Source organism: Dolichospermum sp. LEGE 00240, assembly GCF_015207875.1.
Taxonomy (GTDB): Bacteria; Cyanobacteriota; Cyanobacteriia; order Cyanobacteriales; family Nostocaceae; genus Dolichospermum; species Dolichospermum gracile.
Map to the genome: position 1 here is coordinate 36,821 of NZ_JADEVZ010000020.1, position 23,280 is coordinate 60,100.

General features: G+C 38.7%; 22 protein-coding genes. 15 read left to right on the forward strand and 7 right to left on the reverse strand.

From position 1 onward, the window contains the following. Nucleotides 1-192: 192 nt before the first annotated feature. Nucleotides 193-1,194, forward strand: coding sequence for a methionyl-tRNA formyltransferase (gene fmt / locus IQ226_RS09020; protein WP_193894674.1), 1,002 nt, complete (start codon nt 193-195; stop codon nt 1,192-1,194). An 83-nt stretch (nt 1,195-1,277) separates the two neighbouring features. Here fmt and IQ226_RS09025 read toward each other — a convergent pair whose 3' ends face one another. Next, nucleotides 1,278-1,628: a DUF6464 family protein gene (locus IQ226_RS09025; protein ID WP_193894675.1), complete on the reverse strand. Its 351-nt coding sequence runs from the start codon at nt 1,626-1,628 to the stop codon at nt 1,278-1,280. 951 nt (nt 1,629-2,579) lie between these two features. Between IQ226_RS09025 and psaC the strand changes: the two genes are divergently transcribed. Next, the gene (psaC, locus tag IQ226_RS09030) at nt 2,580-2,825 is read left to right on the forward strand and encodes a photosystem I iron-sulfur center protein PsaC (protein ID WP_015080270.1); all 246 of its coding nucleotides are present in this window, start codon (nt 2,580-2,582) and stop codon (nt 2,823-2,825) included. A gap of 27 nt (nt 2,826-2,852) precedes the next feature. On the opposite strand, the gene IQ226_RS09035 is transcribed toward psaC, so the two are convergent. Further along, nucleotides 2,853-3,056: a hypothetical protein gene (locus IQ226_RS09035; protein WP_193894677.1), complete on the reverse strand. Its 204-nt coding sequence runs from the start codon at nt 3,054-3,056 to the stop codon at nt 2,853-2,855. 89 nt (nt 3,057-3,145) lie between these two features. Between IQ226_RS09035 and glmS the strand changes: the two genes are divergently transcribed. Then, complete coding sequence (glmS, locus tag IQ226_RS09040; protein WP_193894679.1) at nt 3,146-5,041, forward strand: glutamine--fructose-6-phosphate transaminase (isomerizing); 1,896 nt, start codon at nt 3,146-3,148, stop codon at nt 5,039-5,041. A 113-nt stretch (nt 5,042-5,154) separates the two neighbouring features. On the opposite strand, the gene IQ226_RS09045 is transcribed toward glmS, so the two are convergent. From IQ226_RS09045 to IQ226_RS09055, 3 genes are all read right to left on the reverse strand, one after another. Further along, entirely contained in the window at nt 5,155-6,678 is a 1,524-nt protein-coding gene (locus tag IQ226_RS09045) for a lipopolysaccharide biosynthesis protein (protein ID WP_193894681.1), read from the reverse strand. A gap of 461 nt (nt 6,679-7,139) precedes the next feature. Then, nucleotides 7,140-7,703 carry a glycosyltransferase gene (locus tag IQ226_RS09050; RefSeq protein WP_193894683.1) on the reverse strand — a complete coding sequence of 188 codons (564 nt, stop codon included), beginning with the start codon at nt 7,701-7,703 and terminating at the stop codon, nt 7,140-7,142. Beyond that, entirely contained in the window at nt 7,700-8,782 is a 1,083-nt protein-coding gene (locus IQ226_RS09055) for a glycosyltransferase (RefSeq protein WP_228039334.1), read from the reverse strand. Before IQ226_RS09055 ends, IQ226_RS09050 begins: the two co-directional genes overlap by 4 nt. Before the next feature lie 149 nt (nt 8,783-8,931). Between IQ226_RS09055 and IQ226_RS09060 the strand changes: the two genes are divergently transcribed. Beyond that, entirely contained in the window at nt 8,932-10,032 is a 1,101-nt protein-coding gene (locus tag IQ226_RS09060) for a glycosyltransferase family 1 protein (protein ID WP_193894685.1), read from the forward strand. A 107-nt stretch (nt 10,033-10,139) separates the two neighbouring features. Here IQ226_RS09060 and IQ226_RS09065 read toward each other — a convergent pair whose 3' ends face one another. Continuing rightward, nucleotides 10,140-11,720 carry a B12-binding domain-containing radical SAM protein gene (locus IQ226_RS09065; protein ID WP_193894687.1) on the reverse strand — a complete coding sequence of 527 codons (1,581 nt, stop codon included), beginning with the start codon at nt 11,718-11,720 and terminating at the stop codon, nt 10,140-10,142. 243 nt (nt 11,721-11,963) lie between these two features. Between IQ226_RS09065 and IQ226_RS09070 the strand changes: the two genes are divergently transcribed. From IQ226_RS09070 to IQ226_RS09085, 4 genes are all read left to right on the forward strand, one after another. Further along, nucleotides 11,964-12,272 (forward strand): type II toxin-antitoxin system HigB family toxin, encoded by a 309-nt coding sequence (locus IQ226_RS09070; RefSeq protein WP_193894689.1) that lies wholly within the window; start codon nt 11,964-11,966, stop codon nt 12,270-12,272. After that, entirely contained in the window at nt 12,247-12,654 is a 408-nt protein-coding gene (locus IQ226_RS09075) for a type II toxin-antitoxin system HigA family antitoxin (protein ID WP_193894691.1), read from the forward strand. Before IQ226_RS09070 ends, IQ226_RS09075 begins: the two co-directional genes overlap by 26 nt. 176 nt (nt 12,655-12,830) lie before the next feature. Continuing rightward, nucleotides 12,831-13,835, forward strand: a complete 1,005-nt coding sequence (gene trpS / locus IQ226_RS09080) for a tryptophan--tRNA ligase (RefSeq protein ID WP_193894692.1) — start codon at nt 12,831-12,833, stop codon at nt 13,833-13,835. 123 nt (nt 13,836-13,958) lie between these two features. Beyond that, complete coding sequence (locus IQ226_RS09085; RefSeq protein ID WP_193894693.1) at nt 13,959-14,873, forward strand: methylenetetrahydrofolate reductase; 915 nt, start codon at nt 13,959-13,961, stop codon at nt 14,871-14,873. A gap of 54 nt (nt 14,874-14,927) precedes the next feature. On the opposite strand, the gene IQ226_RS09090 is transcribed toward IQ226_RS09085, so the two are convergent. After that, nucleotides 14,928-16,361: a carotenoid oxygenase family protein gene (locus IQ226_RS09090; RefSeq protein WP_193894694.1), complete on the reverse strand. Its 1,434-nt coding sequence runs from the start codon at nt 16,359-16,361 to the stop codon at nt 14,928-14,930. A 36-nt stretch (nt 16,362-16,397) separates the two neighbouring features. Here IQ226_RS09090 and IQ226_RS09095 point away from each other — a divergent pair, with 36 nt between their 5' ends. The 7 genes from IQ226_RS09095 (at nt 16,398) to IQ226_RS09125 (ending at nt 23,235) form a co-directional block, all read left to right on the forward strand. Then, entirely contained in the window at nt 16,398-17,711 is a 1,314-nt protein-coding gene (locus IQ226_RS09095) for an AAA family ATPase (RefSeq protein WP_193894695.1), read from the forward strand. Then, nucleotides 17,704-18,186, forward strand: a complete 483-nt coding sequence (locus IQ226_RS09100; protein ID WP_190383898.1) for a hypothetical protein — start codon at nt 17,704-17,706, stop codon at nt 18,184-18,186. Before IQ226_RS09095 ends, IQ226_RS09100 begins: the two co-directional genes overlap by 8 nt. Before the next feature lie 113 nt (nt 18,187-18,299). Beyond that, nucleotides 18,300-19,817, forward strand: a complete 1,518-nt coding sequence (locus IQ226_RS09105) for a DNA cytosine methyltransferase (RefSeq protein ID WP_193894696.1) — start codon at nt 18,300-18,302, stop codon at nt 19,815-19,817. A 10-nt stretch (nt 19,818-19,827) separates the two neighbouring features. Further along, on the forward strand, nt 19,828-20,586 hold the full coding sequence (locus tag IQ226_RS09110; RefSeq protein WP_193894697.1) for a thioesterase II family protein: 759 nt from the start codon (nt 19,828-19,830) through the stop codon (nt 20,584-20,586). Nucleotides 20,587-21,025: 439 nt separating this feature from the next. Beyond that, nucleotides 21,026-21,493: an Hsp20/alpha crystallin family protein gene (locus IQ226_RS09115; RefSeq protein ID WP_193894699.1), complete on the forward strand. Its 468-nt coding sequence runs from the start codon at nt 21,026-21,028 to the stop codon at nt 21,491-21,493. A gap of 517 nt (nt 21,494-22,010) precedes the next feature. Then, nucleotides 22,011-22,256: a hypothetical protein gene (locus IQ226_RS09120; protein WP_193894701.1), complete on the forward strand. Its 246-nt coding sequence runs from the start codon at nt 22,011-22,013 to the stop codon at nt 22,254-22,256. 10 nt (nt 22,257-22,266) lie between these two features. After that, complete coding sequence (locus IQ226_RS09125) at nt 22,267-23,235, forward strand: hypothetical protein (RefSeq protein WP_193894703.1); 969 nt, start codon at nt 22,267-22,269, stop codon at nt 23,233-23,235. Nucleotides 23,236-23,280: the final 45 nt, after the last annotated feature.

Sequence of the window (23,280 nt, forward strand, 5' to 3'; positions counted from 1 at the left end):
GATAGTTTATCGAGGCTGTTTTTACTCAACTAATAATAAACACTATACCATCAAACCATGAAAATTTATTTCCCATAATCAAAAATGATCAACATAATTTTATTAACATTCAGATGTGGCAGTTGTCAGTGATGGGGAAGACACTTACCATTGATCAGTGACTCATGACTTGTAATTAATAATTAATAACTAATGAAAGTAGTATTTTTTGGCACTCCAGATTTTGCAATTCCCACTTTAAAAAGACTCTTGGAAAACATTGATTTTCAGGTACTTGCTGTAATTACCCAACCAGATAAACGCCGAGAACGTGGGAATAAACTGACACCTTCCCCCGTGAAAGCCTTAGCTACAGATCATCATATTCCAGTATGGCAACCGGAAAGAGTCAAAAAAGATGTTGAAACCTTAACACAACTCAAGCAAATGGAGGCAGATGTGTTTGTAGTCATTGCTTATGGACAAATTTTGTCTAAAAAGATATTAGATATGCCAAAGTTGGGTTGTGTCAACGTACATGGATCAATTCTCCCTCAATATCGGGGGGCTGCGCCGATTCAGTGGAGTATCTACAATGGCGAAAAAGAAACCGGGATCACAACTATGCTGATGGATAAGGGCATGGATACAGGTGATATGCTGCTCAAGGCAACTACACCGATTGATTTACTAGATCATGCTCAGATTTTAGCGGAAAAGTTAGCGATCGCTGGTGCAGATTTACTCATAGAAACCCTATATAAACTGGAACGCCGAGAAATTACACCCATTCCCCAAGATCATACCACAGCCACTTACGCATCTTTAATTCAAAAGCCAGACTATGACTTAGACTGGTCCAAAAGTGCCATTCAATTACACAATCAAATTCGCGGCTTTTATCCTAACTGTATTACCAGCTTCCGCAATCAACCATTGAAAATCACTGCTACTGTTCCCATAGAGTCAGCGTACATTCAAGAATTACCAGAGCAGTTACAGGATAGAATAAACAAAATACCTAATTTGTCAACGATATCAGGTCAACCCGGAGAAGTAGTAAATATCACTAAAGGACTAGGGGCAATTGTCCAAACAGGGACAGGTTTACTACTGCTGCGAGAAGTGCAATTAACAGGTAAACGTCCCCAATCAGGATGGGATTTTGTCAATGGAACTCGATTAACTGTTGGAGAGGTAATTGGTAATGGGTAATGGGTAATGGGTGATTGGTGATTGGTGATTGGGCAACATTGTCTCTCCTCTCCACCTGTTCCCTGTTCCCTGTTCCCTGTTCCCTAATTTTCATAAAACCGACAGGATTTACATGGTCCTTCTGGGTTAACTGCACAACGGATAATTTCTGAAAGAGCATTATAGTTACAGGTAGCATCACCAATAACCCAACGTCCCTCTACTAAACTTCTTTCTTCCGGTCTTTGTGCTTTTTGGACATAAATAGCGATATTATGTAAACTATAGCGTCCTCCTCTAAGCTGATATCTATGGCAGCGCTCTAAAACTGCGTAGGTTTTTCCCTCAAAATCAAGATAGTTTCCCGGTTGGGGTGTCCAATCAAGTTGTAATTTACCAAGAGACTGACGCGGATGTGTCAAAATTATCTCAGTGGGTAAGGAATTTAGCTCCATAATCAGTTAATATGATGTGATTGACATATAGAATTTTAAACCCACATATCCCTTGCGGGACAGAAGAAATAGGTGGGTTCAAAAGCCTTGATTTTTCGTTAGTCCACGCAGGTGGACTTTGTTTGTGTAGTAGCGATTTCTAATCGCCGGAAACTTTTCAAACATCCTCTAAGGGTATGAATTTTAGTCTCACGCAAAGGCGCAAAGACGCACTGAGGTAAGAGTTTTAAAGATTCAATTTGGGAATTTCATACCTCGATTCAGCAACGCCTATTTCTTGTAGTACGGGCATCTTGCCCGCAAGAATTATACAAATTAAATGCACAACAGCTTATCCCTTGCGGGACAGAAGGAATAGGTGGGTTCAGAACCCTTAATTTTTCATTAGTCCACGTTTGTAGCGAATTAATTAGCCTGTATCGCTTATATCTCAGGTCTAAAGACACTGAGCTTTACGCTTACTGGGTAATCCTGTGAGGAACGCAAATTTAATAACCTGCAATTCTGATTTAACGTGGAATGGTGCGTTACGCTGTCGCTAACACACCCTACTTTTGCTACTTTTGCTACTTTTGCACCTTGTACTTTATTTAAGATTTAATTCAGATTCCTAGTAGTTCGTCAAATTTATTTTGACGGGTAATGATCGGAAAAAAACTTCTGTTCTTCCCTCCCCTACCCCCGGTGCCTCTCTTCTCCCTCTGCTTGCCTTCACCCGTCATTTTCGGGTTGACAGACTACTAGGGAACCATTTGGGTAAACACTAGATAGCCATGTTGCTGATTACAGCTAGATAACAGCGATCTTAGTAGATAAATTGTCCAAAGTGTCTATTACATTGTTTGAAGTTATGTAGCCTTTTACTTACAAGCTATCAAGCTCTGGGGTAAACTATGCCTTGATTATGATTATTTCACCTCAGAAGAACACCCGAAAGGAGCAGTTTTTTCAATGTCTCATACCGTAAAAATCTACGACACCTGCATTGGCTGTACACAATGCGTCCGCGCTTGTCCTACTGACGTACTAGAAATGGTTCCTTGGGATGGCTGTAAGGCTGCTCAAGTGGCTGCTTCTCCCCGCACTGAAGACTGTGTAGGTTGTAAGCGTTGTGAAACTGCTTGCCCCACCGACTTTTTGAGTATTCGCGTTTATTTAGGCGCTGAAACAACTCGCAGTATGGGCTTGGCTTACTAAGAATTTCATTTCTAAATTCTTGGTACTTTAGTGCTGGGGAATGAGAACGGGAGAAACATCAAAATTCTTTCGTAATTCCTCAGCATTTTTGTTGTCAGTTGTCAGTTGTTCGTTGTCAGTTGTCCGTTGTCCGTTGTTCGTGGTCAGGAGAAAGAAAGAAGTTACCAATGACCAATGACCAATGACCAATGACCAATGACCAATAACCAATAACCAATGACCAATGACCAATGACCAATTACTAATTTGCTAAAGTGGCTTATTCATTTCAGCAACTATACTTAAAATTTAATCATCCTGAAACTGGAGTGGTTTAAGCAATGTGTGGAATAGTTGGATATATAGGCACTCAGACAGCGACAGATATTTTATTGGCTGGATTAGAGAAATTAGAGTACAGAGGTTATGATTCGGCGGGAATTGCCACTATTTTAGAAGGTGACGTGCATTGTGTGCGGGCTAAGGGTAAATTACTCAATTTGCGTTCTAAACTGGAACAAATCGAAAATCCTGCCCAAATTGGAATTGGTCACACACGGTGGGCAACTCATGGTAAACCGGAAGAGTACAATGCCCATCCTCATTTAGATACGGCTCTGCGGATAGCAGTGGTACAAAATGGGATTATTGAGAATTATCGAGAGTTACGAGAAAGTTTAAAGGCGTTAGGACATGAATTTCGCTCGGAAACAGATACAGAGGTAATTCCTCATTTGATTGCTGAGTGTTTAAAAAATTCTTCTTCAAGTTCTACTTCCCCTTCGGTGTTTTTGGACGCGGTGCGAGAAGCTGTAAGTAAATTAGAGGGGGCTTATGCTGTTGCAGTTATTTCTGCTGATTACCCTGATGAGTTGATTGTCGTTCGTCAACAAGCGCCTTTAGTGATTGGGTTTGGACAGGGTGAGTTTTTCTGTGCTTCCGATACACCGGCGATCGTTCCCTATACCCGCGCTGTATTGTCCCTAGAGAACGGTGAAATTGCTCGGTTGACTCCTTTAGGGGTGGAAGTCTATAACTTTGCGGGAAATCGCTTGAAAAAGCATCCTCGGACTTTGAACTGGAATCCCATTATGGTGGAAAAACAGGGATTCAAACATTTTATGCTCAAGGAAATCTATGAGCAACCGGGGGTGGTGCGGGATTGTTTAGAGGCTTATTTCTCAACAGTGGAGAATGGAGAAATTACTGCGGAATCACCGGTGAAATTGGATTTACCAGCGGAATTTTACGCAGATTTAGAACAAGTTCAAATTGTTGCCTGTGGTACAAGTTGGCACGCGGCGTTGGTGGGTAAATATTTATTAGAACAGTTGGCAGGAATTCCCACTCAGGTACAATATGCTTCAGAGTTTCGATATGCACCTTCACCGTTAACGGCTAATACTTTGACTATTGGGGTGACACAATCTGGGGAAACTGCTGATACGTTGGCGGCTTTGGCGATGGAAAAAGAACGCCGACAAGGGAAAGAATCTAAGTATCAAGCGCGACTTTTGGGAATTACTAATCGCCCGGAAAGTAGTTTGGGTAATATGGTGGCGAATATTATTAATACTCATGGGGGAATTGAAATTGGTGTAGCGGCGACGAAAACTTTTATAGCGCAATTGATGGCGTTTTATGCTTTGGCGTTAGATTTGGCTTATCGTCGTCAGGAGATTAGTGATTCGAGATTTGAGGAAATTCTCACGGGTTTACGGCAGTTACCAGGGGAAATTGAGGCGATTTTGGAAACTCAAGAACGTTATATTGAACATTTGGTACATGATTTTTCAGAGACAAAAGATTTTATCTTTATTGGGAGAGGAATTAATTTTCCGATCGCGTTAGAAGGGGCTTTAAAATTAAAGGAAATTAGCTATATTCACGCTGAAGGTTATCCAGCGGGAGAAATGAAACATGGACCGATCGCTCTATTAGATGCTAAAGTGCCGGTGGTGGCGATCGCTGTTCCTGGTAATGTATATGAAAAGGTGATTTCTAATGCTCAAGAAGCTAAAGCCAGAGATTCTCGATTAATTGGAGTAACTTCTGTGAAAGATGGTGAAGCGGCGGAAATCTTTAATGATTTAATTCCGGTTTCGGAGGTTGAGGAAATTCTTTCGCCAATTCTCACGGTGATTCCATTACAGTTGTTAGCTTATCATATTGCTGCCCGACGAGGTTTGGATGTGGATCAGCCAAGGAATTTGGCGAAGTCAGTAACAGTTGAATAAATCATAATTTGTAGGGGTGGGGTTTCCCCGCCCTCGATTGTATTGGCATCCAACTATAAATTGAGGATGAACCCACAGAAATTATCGGCGTTTATTTTTCAGAGTCTGAGCTTTTACCATTTCCGCATTGAAAATAGCATTTTAAAGCGATCGCTCCACTGTTTACGCTCAGACTCGTTCAATACCAGTAACCAAGCTATAAGGAGGTAAATAAGAGCAGCTAAACTCATTTCTGTACCTAAGCCTATCCATCCCCAGGGTGTATGACTTTTGGCAATGTACCAAACTGCTAAACCATAAGGTATGCCCACTGCTAGGGGTTGAGCAACAGCTAAAAACAGTTGTTTTACAGATGTACCAAAAACCTCCCGCATTAATAGGGGTAACTGCCATAAACTAACGGTTGTCAAGGCAATAAAAGTACCTAATAGTGGTCCAATAATGCCAAAAAAGTGAGTACAAAGAATGCTGGCTAGAAAATTAATTCCCGCCGAAAGTGCAGTAGGGCGAACTAATTTAGGTTGGTTGCCAGTACCACTAAAACACCACCCCCAAAGCGATAAAAGCCCTAGTAATAATCCGTTATAAGCAGCTAGTAAAGTGACACCATCACCAGCAAAGCGATTTTCTCCCACCCATAATCTAATGAAGAGATGATTATAAGCTGCGATCGCTACCATAAAAGTTACTCCCATTACAGCTACTAATCGCGTTAGTTCAATCAGCCGAGCATTGAACTTTTCTGTTTCTCCTTTAGCATAGAGATCAGCAAGAGCCGCCCAAGTAGCATTTCCAATCCCTTGTATTTGTATTTGTGCTATTACCAGCAAACGTTGAGTCACAAAAAACGGTACAACTGTAGCGGGACTCAGACTATAAGAAATAATAATATTATCTGTAAATAAACCTAAACGACCTGAAAGATTGAGGATGAATGTAGACCAGTTTAGTCGCCAAAGTTCTTTCTCTATGGGAATTTGGGATTGGCGATCGCCCACAGCTAAAAACACATCTGGATAGCGTCGTAAGCCATCCCAGGATATCAAAACTTGAAAACAAATACCACCAATTAATACAGCTAGATATTGTCCAGTAATACCAAATCCGCGCCATGCCAGCAATAGGGACAAACCTGTAATAATCAGGCTTTGAAACATAAGAAAAAAATTGGCAACATAGCTGCGTTGACTCGCATCTGCTAACAAATGGAAGGGGACTAATGGTAATAAAAATATACCGAAAAATACCAACCAATAACCTGTTTGCAGTTCATTAACTAAAGAATCTGTAACTGGTACAAGCTGAGTAATAAACAAGCCTAATCCGACTCCTGCCAGTACCATCGCTATCATGATTTGTAGATAGGCTCGGATGCCTGTGGCTAGTATGAGGCGGATTTGTCCAGATTCCCCAATACCTACGGCTTTTGCCAACAGTGCCATTAAGGAGCCACCAATACCCAATTCTAGGAGATTGAGATAACTTCCCCAATCACTAGCAGCGCGAAATGCCCCATAGCGTTCATCACCTAGCCAATGGAGTAGTAGAGGTGTACTAATTACACTTATGCCCATCATAATTACCTGTAGTATAAGTCCAGAGGCATAGTTAACTACAGAACGTCCAGTTCGTTGCATTTTGAAATTATATATATTTACTTACTGATCCTAAGATAAAGTTAGGACACGAGGACAGAGACCGTAAATTAACCCTTGATTTTTGTATTATGTTTAAGCAGATTTATCAAGTTTATTTTCCCAAATCTGCCAATACTGACCATCTTGCAGAAGTTTCCAACCAGTATTAAGATATTCGGGTGGCTGAGTATTTTTTGATAAAGCTACATATTTTACTTGAAATTTTTTGAACGCCCTTACTGGATTGGCAAGAATTTCATCATAATATTTTTGACGGCTTTGAAAACGCTCCTCTAATTTTTTTGCATCTCGTACCCAAGGTCCCCAAACTGTAGTTTTTAGTTCTGTCTCTTGTTTGGTAATAAACTTTGAACGGTTTATACCTTGAAGATAATCATTGAGGGCAATTCTAGCATCCCATTCAGCATTATCAACTGCTGGACTAAAATCAACTGTATATCCTAAATTATTTCTATTGGTAATTTGGGTAGGGTAGTTTTCGCATCTTTAGCTACAGCTTCAGAAATAGCAATTCCTAGTTTAGCACCATAGCTGACCTGTTTTAAAACCCATGCCATGAATGGACGTGAACTATAAAAATCATGGATATGCCAAATAATTGGTATATCCTTGATTCCAGCCAATGCTATGAGTAAATGAGTTTTAATCCCGTTGGAGTGAATTAAGTCTGGTTGGAGTTGTTGGAGCGATCGCTGAAATTCTCGCAAATATTGGCCAATGTTTGGTAAAATTTTGACTAGTCTGAATAATAATACTAATCCCATTACAGCCCGATTACTACCTTTAAAAGCACTGTCACCCAGTTGGTTCAATTCTTCTGGTAATTTGACTAATTTTACTTGTACACCCAATTTTTCTGCTGCTTCTATCAATGGTCCATCAGTCCCAACAATGAGGAACAGTTGGATATTTGGCTTTGTATTCAAAAGTGCAGCTATGATAGTTAATAACACTCTCTCTGCACCACCAATTACTCCTACAGGGTTGACAAATACAATTTTCATATATTTTCAATACCCGCTAATTTTAAATAAGATTTGCCAATAATCTGAGCGTGATTAGACCAAGAATATTTCTGTGCTTGAGTTAGACGCGAATTAATAGTAGGAGTGCAATTTGGATTTGCTAATACTTGTTCTATTGTTTGCACCCAAGCTGATATATCTGTAATTGGACAATACATAACAACTTCTCCACCTACTTCCCGCAATACAGGAATATCACTAGCAACTACTATACCTCCACAAGCTAAAGCTTCAATCACAGGTAATCCAAATCCTTCAGCTTCACTTGTTAATAACACGGCTGAGGCTCTTTGGTAAAGAGCAGCGATAGTTGAACGTTGTAAACCTTGGAGATGAATAATTGAATTACCAATATTTAACTGCGTAATTTGCTGTTGTTGGCTTGATGTCCACTCACCACTCACTTTAACAAGTTGTAAATCTGGATGAATACTGCGGACTCGTGCAAATACTTCTAATAGAATATCAATGCGTTTGCGAGGAATACAGCTACCAACGTGAAGTAGAAAAGGCTGTTTAGGTATCTGCGGCGATAATATATCTGGTTCAGAATTCATACTAAACTCTGGGGCGATACCATAGGGAGCATGAACTAAGCGTGATGGTTCTACCAGTTGGTAATGCTCAATTTGTTTTCTGACTTCTGTGGTAGAATAAAATACCAGGCTGCATGATTGCAAACCTTGTAAAATCCTCCGAGACATGGCTTGATACCAGCCTGGACGAGGCTCTTTTGCTGGTTCTAGAAGAGAGCGAAAGGCATCAAGATCGTGACAATATACTCCCGTCCGTTCTGGCGGTAAGACATGGGCTAAATGGGCGTAGGAGTGGTCAGCAATGTGATAAAAATCAAAATCTTTCACCCTGTTTTTGAGATAATGAGGATAGTCCCAAAAGCGGTTAAGTAAGCGATCGCTATTGTAAGCAAGTTGCTTTTTACCAAGTTGAGGAATTTGTTGAAACCGTCTATTAAATGTTGGACAAATTTGGATAGTTTGAAGAGATGCCGAGTCTTCAGGTTGCAACTGTTTTAGTAACATTTGAGCGCATAAATCCATACTATGCCAGTTTTCTTCTGGGTAGTCGCAGATAATAGCGAGACGGACTGAATTTATGTGATTAATTTTAATTTTCTCCAGTATCTAATATGTGCCACCATCTAATATACTAAGTGATTTATAAACATCTTATGATGAGTTACAGAAATATGGAAATTACTACTATTGTTCCGCGTCTACCCCCGGCTGTTGATGGAGTGGGAGATTATGGGTTAAATTTAGCTCGACAAATGCGCGAAGATTTTGGCATCATCACCAATTTTGTGATTGGAGATGCGAATTGGACTGGAGAAGGTGTTATCGAAGGATTTGCAGTTAAACAGGTGGCAGATTGCTCACGGACTGCGTTACTAAAATTATTACTTAATCAAGATGATGTAAAACAGACCTTGCTACTGCATTATGTGGGCTATGGTTATGCCAGGAGAGGCTGTCCTGTGTGGTTAGTAGAAGCTTTAGAAAGGTGGCGAAAAGAGGGAAATAACCGCCGTTTAGTGACAATGTTTCATGAAATCTATGCTTTTGGTCCAATTTGGAATAGCCAGTTTTGGACATCGCCACTCCAAAGAAATTTAGCGACTCGGTTGATTAAGTTGAGCGATCGCTGTATCACCAGCAAAGAAGGATATGCTGATATTATCCGAAAATTTAGTCAAGGAAAACATTCGGATATTCCCACTTTACCAGTATTTTCTAATGTCGGTGAGCCGAAAAATCTCACTCCTTTGTCAGAACGACAGCGGCGTTTGGTAATATTTGGTAGTATTGGATCACGTTCTCGTGTTTATCAGCAATCTTTTTTAGCTTTACAGAAGACTTGTCAAGAATTGGAAATTGAGGAAATTCTGGATATTGGCTCTCCTGTGAATTTTCAAATTGAGCCTATTAATGGTATTCCTGTCAACTGTTTGGGAATTAAATCTAGTCAAGAAATTAGTAATATATTATCTAGCTCCTTAGTTGGTTTTTTCAATTATCATACTGACTATTTGAGCAAATCAGGAATTTTTGCTGCCTATTGTTCTCACAGATTGTTACCTATCGGTGTATGGTATAAAGGTAAAGATGGAGATGGTTTACAGGCTGGGAAACATTATTGGTTAGCAGACAGAAATGATCACACGCTGAATTTATTAGAGGGACAGGTAGTTGCAGATAATGCTTTCACCTGGTATCAACAACATCAATTATCTGTCCAAGCCAGTATTTTTGCCAGTTATTTATCCATCAACCGTTTATGCAGTGAGTGACTCTGTAAGCATTCAGATATCAGTGGTTAGCATTCTGGCAAGGCAAGAGTAAAGAAGTTTTCAGGAATTTGGCTTTTCTTGACACAGTTTGGTTTTATTTTGTTGACCTAATTACTCACAGTTTCTAATTGTAAACTTATGACTTCTTGTTCTTGTTGATGTTGCTGAAATTCGGCTAATTCTGATTCGATTTCTGCCTTGACTTCATGACGGAACTTGAAAAAATGTTCCCCTGTACCCAAAGCAATTAAATAATCATATAATAGATGAGGTTTACGCCATGCCATTACTATTAATTGCCACCAAAAAACAAACCGTGTAGAACGTAAAAATCCTTGTCGCCAACAAATAGACATTAAAAATTGAAACTCTGGTTTTGTTAAAGTTCGTTGATATTTAGCCCGCCAACCTTCCATCATCATAAAATGGCGAAAAGTCCGTTTTAGGTATGGCATGGGTTCATACAAATTCCAAAAAGCATCAATAAATTCCTCAGCAATTTCTGACATTGGCCGAGTGGGAACAAAATTCATTAAGGCTTTTTGAGAACCCACAAATTCACCTAAACCATCCCTTAACCGTCCTTCTGTTTGCAAGCGAGTCCACATGGCTGTATTGGGTAAAGCTTGCAATAAGTTAAGATGAGCTTGGGGAATACAAGTTGCTTCCACAAACTCTTGAATCCGTTTACCTGCTCCTGGTTTTTCACCATCAAATCCTAAGATAAAACCAGACATAATTTGCAATCCGGCTTTGGTAATTTTATGGCAAGATTCAACTAAGGAATTGCGGGTATTTTGTGGTTTATTAATTCCGACTAAACTATCTACATCAGGAGTTTCAATTCCCATGAATACCTGAACAAAACCAGCTTTTACCATCAATTCTAATAATTCGTCGTCTTCTGCTAAATTTAAAGAAGCTTCTGTTAATAAAGCAAAAGGATAATTACGTTCTTCCATCCAGGGAATTAATGCCCTTAAAAAGACTTTAGCATTGCGTTTATTGCCAATAAAGTTATCATCAACTATGAATACATAACGCCACCAACCCATTTGATATAAAGCATCTAATTCGGCGAGAATTTGTTCTGGGGTTTTCGTGCGGGGTTTGCGTCCAAAAAGGGTAATAATATCGCAAAATTCACATTGGAATGGACAACCCCGTGAAAATTGCACCGTCATGGCGATATAAGCATTTAAGTCTAATAAATCAAATCGAGGTAAGGGAGTTGTGGTGACATCGGGTTTTTCTGTAGCGCGAAAAATCCCTTTTTCTTCTCCCTTTTCTAAAGCCTCGACAAACATGGGAATTGTGATTTCCCCTTCATCTAAAATTAAATAATCTGCGCCGGCTTCGATCACAAATTCGGGTACAGATGTGGCAAATGGTCCACCCACTGCCACTTTTTTACCTAACTTTTTACCTTTTCTAATTAATTCACCAAAATCCTGTTGTTGAATGATCATTGCAGAGATGATGACTAGATCGCACCATTCCCAATCTGCATCTGTTTCTAGACGGACATTGCGATCGCTCAATCTGAATTCCCAATCACTCGGTAACATTGCTGCCACCGTGATTAACCCTAATGGAGGATTCGTAGATCGTAACCCAGCTAAATCAATGGTTTCCTGATAAGACCAAAAAGAATTAGGCATTATCGGCCAGATTAATAAAGCTTTCATTAAGTATATTTCCCTGAGTTGTTTTTGATCAAAACCTATTTAATTTGAACTATAAAAGCTGGGTTAGTTGGTTTTTATCTCTCTGGAGGTACAGATTCTTTTAGTTTTATATTTAAGAAAAGAAATAGATGAAGTAGGGATAAATTACAGTTCAGTAAACAAAATTTATTTGCATCTGAAATCTGAGACAAAATATGTGGTAAATTTACTTGAAAATAGCTATAATATTATTTTCTTAACTTGATGCGTGTTATTAGCAAAAAAATACTTAGGGACTTTTGGGAAAAGCACTCCCCAGCAGAATCAGGACTTTTACTATGGTATCAGCGCGTATCTGATTCTCAATTGGAAAAGTTTAATGATGTCAGACAAATTTTTCCATCAGCAGATTTAGTTGGTAACTTTACTGTTTTTAATATCAAAGGTAATCATTATCGTTTGATAACCTATATAGATTATGAGTATCAACTCTTATTTATACGTGCTGTACTCACTCATGCTGAATACGATAAGGAGAATTGGAAAAATGACGAGTGGTTTAAAAATTCCTAGTAACTACTATATAAAACTAATTACCACATTTCCTCCTCGACCAATTACCAATGAAGATGAATTAATTGCTACTCAAAATCAAATTAATTCTCTTTTGGATCAAGGAAACATTACACAAGATGATCGAGACTATCTGAAGGTTCTTGCTACTCTTGTTTATGATTATGAACAACAACATGAAATAATACCTACCTTAACAGGTATAGCACTCCTTCAAGCCTTGTTAGAAGAATCTAATCTGCAACCAAAAGATTTAGTTTCTATCTTAGAAAGTGAGTTAATAGTTTTAGATATTCTTAATGGTAAACGCCAATTAACAGAAAAACAAATTCAAGATTTAGCTATTTTTTTCCAAATTGATCCTACTTATTTAGTTGCATAACTGAGTTTTCCGCTTACCTGGTAACTCCAGAAACTTCTGGCAAAAGTCAGAAAAAGAGGAAAGATGCTTTTAATAACCTCATCACTAATCCCCAATCACTGCCAATGACTACTAAAATGAGTCTTGTAACCGCCCCATTTACAAAGCGGGGAAGAGGAGATAAATAACGGATAATTATGGGTAAGCAGCGCGTTTTGTCGGGAGTTCAACCAACTGGTAACTTACACTTAGGTAACTATTTAGGTGCGATTCGCAACTGGGTGGAAATTCAAGACCAGTATGAAAATTTCTTTTGTGTGGTAGATTTACACGCTATCACTGTACCGCATAATCCCGCAACTTTAGCGGCTGATACTTACAAGATTGCTGCTTTATATTTAGCCTGTGGTATTGATTTACAACACTCTCATATCTTTGTTCAGTCCCACGTTTCCGCACACAGTGAACTTACTTGGTTGCTAAATTGCATCACCCCCCTGAACTGGTTGCAAGATATGATTCAGTTTAAGGAAAAAGCCGTTAAACAAGGGGAAAATGTCGGTGTTGGTTTGTTAGATTATCCCGTACTCATGGCGGCGGATATTCTCCTTTATCAAGCTGATAAAGTGCCAGTGGGTGAAGACCAAAAGCAACATTTAGAACTAACACGGGATATTGTTAATCGGTTTAATCACCAATTTGCGAAAAAAGCACCTGTATTAAAACTACCAGATCCTTTGATTAGAAAGGAAGGTGCAAGGGTGATGAGTTTGACAGATGGGACAAGGAAAATGTCAAAATCAGATCCTTCCGAGTTGAGTCGGATTAATATTTTAGACTCACCAGAGGAGATTACTAAGAAGATTAAACGCTGTAAAACTGATTTGGTGAGGGGTTTAACCTTTGATGATTCAGAACGCCCAGAATGCCATAATTTATTGACCCTGTATACGCTGCTGGCTGGAAAAACGAAGGAAGAGGTAGCGGTTGAATGTGCAGATATGGGTTGGGGACAGTTCAAACCTTTATTGACAGAAACGGCGATTCATGCTTTAAAGCCGATTCAGGACAAATATCAGGAGGTAATGGCGGATCAGGGTTATTTAGAGTCAGTGTTGCGGGATGGTGGGGAGAAAGCCAGAGCGATCGCCAACTCCACTTTAGCAGATGTGAAAACGGCTTTGGGTTTCACAGTTCCATAAATAGATCCCCGACTTCTTTGAGAAGCCGGGGATCTGAGTGAGTGAGTAATATATAACTAAGGTTTAGTCTTTAATGTGTAATTTGTTTTACTCTTTAAGAAAACCTCAAGATAAATTTGAACTATGCCGGATACTTATAGCTTTAGTGCTTTTAACAACTTCCGCACAGCCGCCCAAAGGGGTGACTTTTTAATTACCGCCGAAGTTGCACCTCCCAAGGGCGGAGATCCTACCCATACCATCGAAATGGCAGCGACTCTTAAGGGAAGGGTTCATGCTGTCAATATTACTGATGGTAGCCGTGCCGTCATGCGGATGTCTTCCTTGGTAGCCTCGGTGATTTTATTGCAAAATGGCATTGAGCCGATTTGTCAATTTGCTTGCCGCGATCGCAATAGAATTGGATTACAAGCAGATTTAATGGGCGCTCATGCTTTGGGTATCCGCAACATCTTAGCTTTAACTGGCGACCCTGTAAAAGCAGGGGATAATCCTCAAGCAAAAGCCGTTTTTGATTTGGAGGCTGTACGATTATTGCAGTTAATTAGAAACATGAATCAGGGTTTTGATTTTAATGAAAAACCCCTCACTGATGGTGCATTAGACTTATTTGCAGGTGCAGCAGTAGATCCTCAATCGAAGAGTTGGTCAGGTTTGCAAAGTCGGTTTGAAAAGAAAATAGCAGCCGGGGCGCAATTTTTTCAAAGTCAATTAATTACTGATTTTGAAATATTAGAAAAGTTCATGAATAAAATTGCCTGTGGTTACAATAAACCAATTTTGGCAGGAATTTTTCTCTTGAAATCAGCAAAAAATGCCCAGTTTATTAATAAAGCTGTTCCCGGTGTAAATATTCCTGAACAAATTATTGAGAGATTAGCAAAAGCGAAACATCCCCTCGAAGAAGGCATGAAAATTGCCGCCGAACAAGTACAAACTGCGCGGGGATTGTGTCAGGGTGTGCATATTATGGCGGTGAAACGGGAAGATTTGATTGCACCGATTTTGGATTTAGCGGGAGTGGAGAAGGTTAGCTAGGAGGACAGTATAAGGGTGGGATTTCCCCATCCCTAGGTTGATTATGGGCCTTTTTTAAGCAGGTTTCCATGTCCCGTGGAAACTGTGGGGAATAACGCTGGGTAATCCCAGTTTACAAAGAGGTTCTTCATTTAATCTATCACTGGCAAATACCCAAACTTCGCTACTATGAGTATTCCCATCATAAACCACAGTTAGTAGCCAACCTTGCTCAGAGTTTTGCTGATTTTGTACATAGATAGGTTCGGAAGGATAGCAATTTTCTCCTATATTTGTTTGCGTTAAAGTTCCAGTTTGGTGATCAAAACCAGCAATACTATTTAAAAGTTCCTGTCCAACATTTGTCCCTGGTTGGAATCCTGACATATAGGTATAACGAGAAAATTGACCTATATTTTGTGGAGGAACACTAGGAAACTCACAATGTTGATTTGAAAGTTGTTCAATTTTAATTACTTTTCCAGTTAGAGGATTAAGTTGAACTTGTGAAAATGTACTATTGGCAATTGTATGAGTTTCCCCTGTAGCTACTTCCCGTAAATATTGATTAGTTTGAAAATTTTCATAACGGGCAATATCTACAATTACCGCACCACTATTATCTACATAACCATTAGCAAAATGCCACTGAAACCAAGGTTCAGTCTCTCCCTGACTGACTAAAGATAAACTTTCTCTGTCAAAAACTATCATCTGAGTTCCCAATTCAGGATGCCATTCTAGAGAATCACTATAATTACTTGTTCCGACTAAAACAGGCCAAAGATTTAACCTCACTGGGGAAATAAAAAAGATTAGATACTGTCCTGCTAAAACAAAATCATGTATTAATGGTACTCCTTCTAATTGATATGTTCCTGTGCGGATAATTTTGCCCCTAGAGTCACTTTTATAAACATTAAGTGTGGCGTTTAATCCAGGAGTCACACCAAAATTAAAAATTTCCCCTGTATTTGCATCCCGCTTATAATGGGCAGAATAACTTAATTCCTTGGTTAAACTGCCTAAATCATCTTCACCACAAGTTTCTAAAGTTTGCAAATCTAAAGCATAAGGTTTACCACCTTCCCACAATGCCAAAAGTTTATTAGGTAATGCTAAAACGGAAGTATTCGCCGCATTTTTTACAGGTTTTATCCATTGATTCCAGATAATTCCTGGTGCAGTCATGCCATAATTACCATAAAGCAATTTACCCGCAACCGTTTCTTCTTGATAACCTGTGGTTTGCACATAGCGATAAACTGCAAATGTTTCCGCATTGGTAAAATTAACCGCGAGAATTGCCCCATCTCCATCAAACCAATGTCCCACCCGGATACCATTTCGTTCTAGTCGTGCTGGTCCATTCCGGTACAGTGTACCCCGTAAACCAGGGGGGATTGTACCTGCGAGAATAGGTAATTGAGTGGCAGGAAATTCTGTTGCTGGTTGAGATATGGCTCTAGACCATGCTTTTTTAGTTGACTTTTGATCAATTGTTTGCATATAGGATTTATTCTGTGAATAATAGGTTGTTGTCTCATGCTAATCGAATTTACCCTCGCTAATTTTAAAAGTTACAGCACAGGCCACTTACCTTTGGGGTCTTTGACTGTTTTAATAGGTGCAAACGCCGCAGGTAAAAGTAACGCTTTGGAAGGTTTGCGCTTTTTGTCATGGCTTGCACAAGGGCAAAAACTTTCTAGTATTCAATATGCTGTGAATAGTGCCGAGGCAGTGGTGCGTGGTAGAGTAAATGATTTATGCTATCATGGGCAGTCAAGTTTTACCATCGGTTGCCGATTAGATTTACCTGAATGGAATGAATTAAATATAACTCTGAACGTGCGTGATGGAGAACTACACATCAGTAGTGAACGAATTACTGACTCAATCAATACAGTTCCCTTGTATGAATTAGATCAACCTTCCCAGGGAATAAATACTGATGTTAGTGTGGCTTATAACAACTTTACAAGGGGTCAAAACAAGCCAAGAATAACTTGTAGTGATCAAATGGCCATATTCGTGCAATTAGATAGCCCTGCGCGGTTTGATATCAAATATGAAAAGTCCCAAAAGATAATTCCTGAGATTGCCGGCGAATATCAACGAGTTTTGAATAATATCTTATTTTTAGATCCTGTTCCTGACAGGATGCGTGAATATAGCTTTAAGTCTGATAAAAGATTATATGAAGATGGTAAAAATCTTTCTAGCGTTTTATATTGTTTATGGGAAAACCAGCCTGAAAATCAACAGATAATTCTCAATTTCATCCAGAGTTTACCAGAACAGGCTATAGATGGACTAAATTTCCTGACTGGTCCCAGGGATGAAGTTATGGTGCAACTAAGAGAAACTTTTGGTGATCAACCTCGCTATTGTGATGCTGCATTATTATCAGATGGTACATTACGAGTGTTAGCGATCGCAGCAATTATGCTATCGGCTACCGAAGGAAGTTTAGTAGTCATTGAGGAAATTGACAACGGCGTTCATCCCAACCGTGCTAAACATCTACTGGCCAGCATCAGAGATATTGCTGAACAGCGTAAATTGCGAGTGTTGCTTTCTACCCATAACCCAGCTTTAATGGATGCCTTACCTGATGCTGCTTTAAATGATGTAGTGTTTTGTTTTCGAGATCCAGAGGAAGGGAATCAAGGGAATAGCCGCCTTGTTAGACTTAGGGATATGGATGATTTTCCGAGTTTAATATCTCAAGGACCACTGGGACACCTAGTAACTGCGGGAATAGTAGATAGGTTTGTCAAGTCACCACACACACCAGAAGACAGAAAACAGCAAGCCCTGGCCTGGTTGTCTCGCTTGCAGGAGTACAGTCATGAGTAGTATTTGCCTAATAGATACCAGCGTATTCCTCAATATACTTAATGTTCCCCGCTGTAATGAGGATAGGGAATCAGTGATGCAAAATTTTAAGGAGTATATTGAGTTAGGCTGTACTTTTCTGTTACCTATGGCAACGATACTGGAAACAGGCAACCACATTGCCCAGAATGGTGACGGTACAATACGAAGGAAAACAGCTATCCATTTTGTTGAACAAGTAAAGGCTGCATTCACAGGAAAAGCACCTTGGCGGACTACAGCATTTCCAGATACAACAGAGATATTAGTTTGGATTGACCAATTTCCGGATCTAGCAGGCAAAAATAAAGCTCCTGACAAACAAGAAGGAACAAGTTTTGGTGATCTCAGCATTATTGAGGAATTTAATAAACTGTGTACACGCTTCCCCATGAGTGAAGTATTTATCTGGTCACTAGACAGAGATTTACAAATCCATCATCAAACCATTAACTAAAGAAATTCAAGTATTAGGTAAAAATTACAAAGACGAGGATTTTTAGGAATTGAACCTCCTCAAGATTTTGAAGAAGGGGGTTTAAAATAATTGACTTAAATAAGAGATGTAAAATGCAGAATATACAATTTACTTTTATTGACCTTTTTGCTGGAATTGGCGGATTTAAAATGGCATTAAGCAATAATGGTGGTCATTGTCTAGGTTTTAGTGAAATAAATAAAGACGCAATCAATACATATTGCGAGAACTTTCAAATTGATCCTAGTTCTAACTTAGGAGATATTACCAAAATTAAAGAATTACCACCTCATGATTTGTTAACGGCTGGAGTTCCTTGTCAAAGCTGGTCAATTGCAGGTAGAAATCTCGGTTTTGATGATGATAGAGGTCAGTTATGGAACGATACAATTTATTTACTTCAACAATCTCAACCAAAAGCATTTATTTTTGAAAATGTCAAAGGATTGGTTGATCCTCGGAATAAAAAGGCTTTATCTTATATTTTAGAAAGAATTGAACAAGCAGGCTATCATGCCAACTATTTTGTTATTAACTCCTTTGATTATGGTGTACCCCAAAATAGGATTCGCATATATATAATTGGATTTCAGGAAAAAGAGTATTTCCAAAAATTCAACTTACCAAAACCAACAGATAAAAAACTAAAACTTAGCGATATATTAGGTATTCTACCACAACAACCAATAGATAATCTGATTATTCAGAGAGACATATTTGGTAATATTATTGAATCTAAAAGTATGAGTCTTTCCAATACCAACGGATTCAATGATTACTTTTTATTTAATGACTTGAGAAATGGTCATACAACAATACATTCCTGGGACATTATTGAAACTACTCAACGACAGAAAGATATTTGTTTATTATTACTTAAAAACAGACGAAGAAGTGATTATGGTGAATTAGACGGAAATCCATTATCATTAGAACATTTTCAAAACCTAGATTCATCAATTACACAAGCAGAAATTGATGAACTGGTGCAATTAGAAATTTTCAAATCAGAAGAATATCGTTTTGTTATCAAACAGGATAATATTCAAGACTTGACAAAGAATGAAGAGATTCTACTTTCATTTACCAATAATACAGAAATAATAATTGACAGCTTAAAAAGTCAAAAAGTGTTTAAATTAGAAAAGATATCAATCCAAAAAACAATAGAGTCTCTGAAACAAAAAGATATTATTGAGTGTACCGAAATTCGCTATGATTTTAAAAACACTAAAATAAGCACAGGATTATTTGGTGTCAGTCGGATATTTTTACCAAGTTCTGATATTTTTCCAACTCTAGTTGCCAGCGACACAAATGATTTTATCACTTTAAAGACAATTGAAGCACTAAATCATCATGATTTTAAAAACAAATTCATCAAAGAAGTTTACGAATCAAGAGAATTTAGAAAAATTACTAAAAGCGAGGCTTGTTTAATACAGGGATTTCCTCAAGATTTTAAATTACCAGAATCAAGACCAAGATGGATGAAACTAATTGGAAATAGTGTGTCAGTTCCCGTAATTGATAAATTATGCAAAGCTATTGTTGAGACTGGTGTATTTGAAAATCAAGAAAAGTCAATTAACCCCATAAAAACCCCATAAAAACCCCATTATGACCACTAAAACTACCTTCACAAATTGGATAACTTGCCCTCAACCTAATTCCCACGCCAAAATACGCCTATTTTGCTTTGCTTATGCCGGTGGTAGTGCTACGATTTTTCGGACATGGGCTGATGATTTACCAGCAACTATTGAATTATGCCCCATAGAAATTCCCGGAAGAGGTAAACAAATCAAATCACCTCCATATACAAAAATTCAACCTTTAGTTCAAGCAATAGCCACTAATATCATCCCCTATCTAGATAAACCCTATGCTTTTATGGGTTACAGTATGGGTTCATTAATTAGTTTTGAGCTAATTAGGCTACTGCGTTCTAAATATAATTTTCACCCTTTACATCTTTTTGTTGCTGCTCATCAAGCCCCACAATTATCTGCGGAAAAACCGCCAATTTCTCAATTACCAGATACCGATTTTTTGGTCAAAATATCTCAATTGAATGGAACTCCCCAAGAAGTGCTAGAAAATGCCGACTTGATGCAGATATTTCTACCGATTATCCGCGCTGATTTTACAGTTTTAGAATCCTATATTTATACTCCCCAACCTCCCTTAGATTGTCCTATTACTGCTTTTGGTGGGTTACAAGACCCAAGAGTTAGTTCTACTGCCATTGCTGCATGGGAAAAACAAACTGTCGCCCCTTTTTCATTAAGAATGATAGATGGTGATCATTTTTTTATCAATACTGCTAAGACTACTTTGCTTAATCATCTGATTCAATCCCTCCAATCCTATTTTTAAGGAATTTTTGTCCAAAAAAAGAGTGGATATTTCTATATTTATCTTCTAAAATACGAAAAATATACCTAGTACCGCAGAGCGGAAGTCAAAATTCAAAACCAAGGCAGTATAGGCTTTGTAACGATTTAGAATGGTTGCTTCACTTACGCCGCAGTGTACTAGTGATTGGGGAATCATTACCGACTCTATACTAATTAACAGGTTTGAAAATAATTGAGGATTTATATAGTACGGTTATCACGACGCTCCTATCTATAAAACCGAACTGTAATCAATTGATTTTCTGGTGCTACTATTTAATTGGGAAGCTAAAGATTAGGCTTCAAGAAGTTAAAAGTTAGAAGTTTTGCCAGTAGTATTATTGTTTACCAGTTCAGAAGCTTAAGATTCAGTCTCACCAAATCAGGAAGTCCAATAGTGAATTTTTGAGGAGATAGATATGACACTTGTACGTTGGAATCCTTTACGGGAAATAGAACGCTGGGAACCGTTCCCGGAAATGGGTATTATCCGTCAGCAAATGGATCGTTTGTTTGAACAGTTATTACCACCAGATGGAGGGGAAAGAATAGGATTGACTTTTATTCCTCCTGCCGAAATTGCGGAAACCGATAGTGATTTGAAATTGAAAGTGGAAATACCGGGCTTGGATGCGAAGGATCTTAATGTTGAGGTCACTCCTGAGTCGGTTTCTATTAGCGGTGAGCGCAAATCGGAAACAACAACAGAAGCGGAAGGTATGACTCGCTCAGAGTTTCGTTATGGCAAATTCCAACGGATAATCGCCTTGCCTGCGGTCGTGGATAATGAGAAGGTGGTGGCAGAATATAAGAATGGAATTCTCCATTTGACTATTCCTAAAGCCGAATCAGAAAAACACAAGGCTGTAAAGGTTAATCTCGGTTAATGGCTTTTGTTTGAAATGAATTAGTAAGGATGAGTGGTTTGACAATCATTTCATCCTTCATTTTTTTTGTAATAAGTAGGAGAGATAATAATTGATGATTTATGTTGTAAAATCTACCTAAAAATAGGTTTCCAATTATATAGTTATTTCTCAAGATAGATGCTAAAAAGCATTTTTATATGTACGAGTCATGGAGACAAAAAGTCTAGTACAGCACGGCGTAAATAAAACAACTATTCTTCATCACTAAAAAGCTGATGCCATATTATTTTTGACTTTTGACTTTTGACTTTTGACGAACGCCTTGCGGTACTAGCCTATATCCTTTTCGTACTTTTATGTAAGATATGAGCAAATATATCTCAGTCGCTGTTAATATATCGGAAATAGCAGTTTGTATCCTTGACATAGATAGGAGTTTCTAATTTTGGGAAAACTTCTCTAAAAACACACACTGATACAGTTTCATTTGCTTGAATAGCTATATAAAGAGGATTGAGATTGGCAATTATTAATTATGGCAACCAAAATAATTGATGTTAGAGAATATACTGTCCGAGCGCACAAAAGACTGATTCACACACGGGTTTTCCACTTTGTTTGTAAAGAATGTAATCAGGCGACAAAGCGGGAAACTTTCGGAACTCGCCCTTTATATTGTGAAAGTTGTCGTCCTCCCCAACCTCCGAAAAAATCACTCCAGGGATCTACACCAAGCAAACCTAGAGCCATGACTTACACCAGCAATATAGATTTAGGTTGAGTGAATTGCTATGAATTCTCCAGGACAATTACAAGCACCACCCGAAGTATTTATTACGCCATTGTTGGAATTACGAGACTACTATGGGAGTCTCGCCCAAAAGTACCAACGTCTATTCATAGAGGCGCGATCGCAATTAGATAATGTAGAATCCTTATTATCTACATGGTCTTATACTCAAGACAACGAACAAGTTGAGGCTGACGAAGAAGATTCACTCTTGTTGTTGTCTTCTAATCACAGTTCCAATCGGGAATATTTGCATCCCCTAGAGTCAGAAATTACTCAATCAGACCCTTTCAAAGTCGAACATTCCCTCTCCGAAGTCAGAGACTCGAACAATCTTTCCTATCAGCGTCGTCACTATGTTGGTAAGGGGGAAGATGTTCCCATGTTGGCTCACTATGAAAATATGACTCGCATGGAAGCACTCAAAAAGCTATTGCGAGAATATGTGGGAACTGTCTGTCACATAGATTTTATTGTGCGATCGCTCTATGGTGATTTAGAGTCTACTATTTTCAAAGTCGTTAAAGGTAGAGTCCAATCATCTCTGACCCAAGGGAGGGAAAGTGGTTATTGGTCAGCAATTCCCAATGAACCAGGCTGTTATACCCTAGACTTAAATTCACTAGGTCCAATTCAAGGTAGGGGAATATCTAGGGGGATTAAATCCACCAAAACCAACAAACATTTTGTCAGACCCCAAACGAAAGTAGTACCGATGTTGGCACAATTTGATGGTCAATTTTTAATTGATGCTCTGACCTTATTTCTAGAACAAAATGCCGGACGAATTTTCAATGTGAATGAGATAGTTAATGGCATTTACGGACATCTGGACCCAGAGGAAGTCAGAGAGGTTAAAAATAAGGTTCTCAATGAACTATCTAGGGGTCATCGCACAGGCCGATTTGTCAGAGTTCCTCACCAAATCGGTCTATATACTTGCGATATGAATATGGTCGCCAAAAAATAACACAAAAAAGGTGCGTTACAACTTGTCAACGCACCTGCTTAAAAA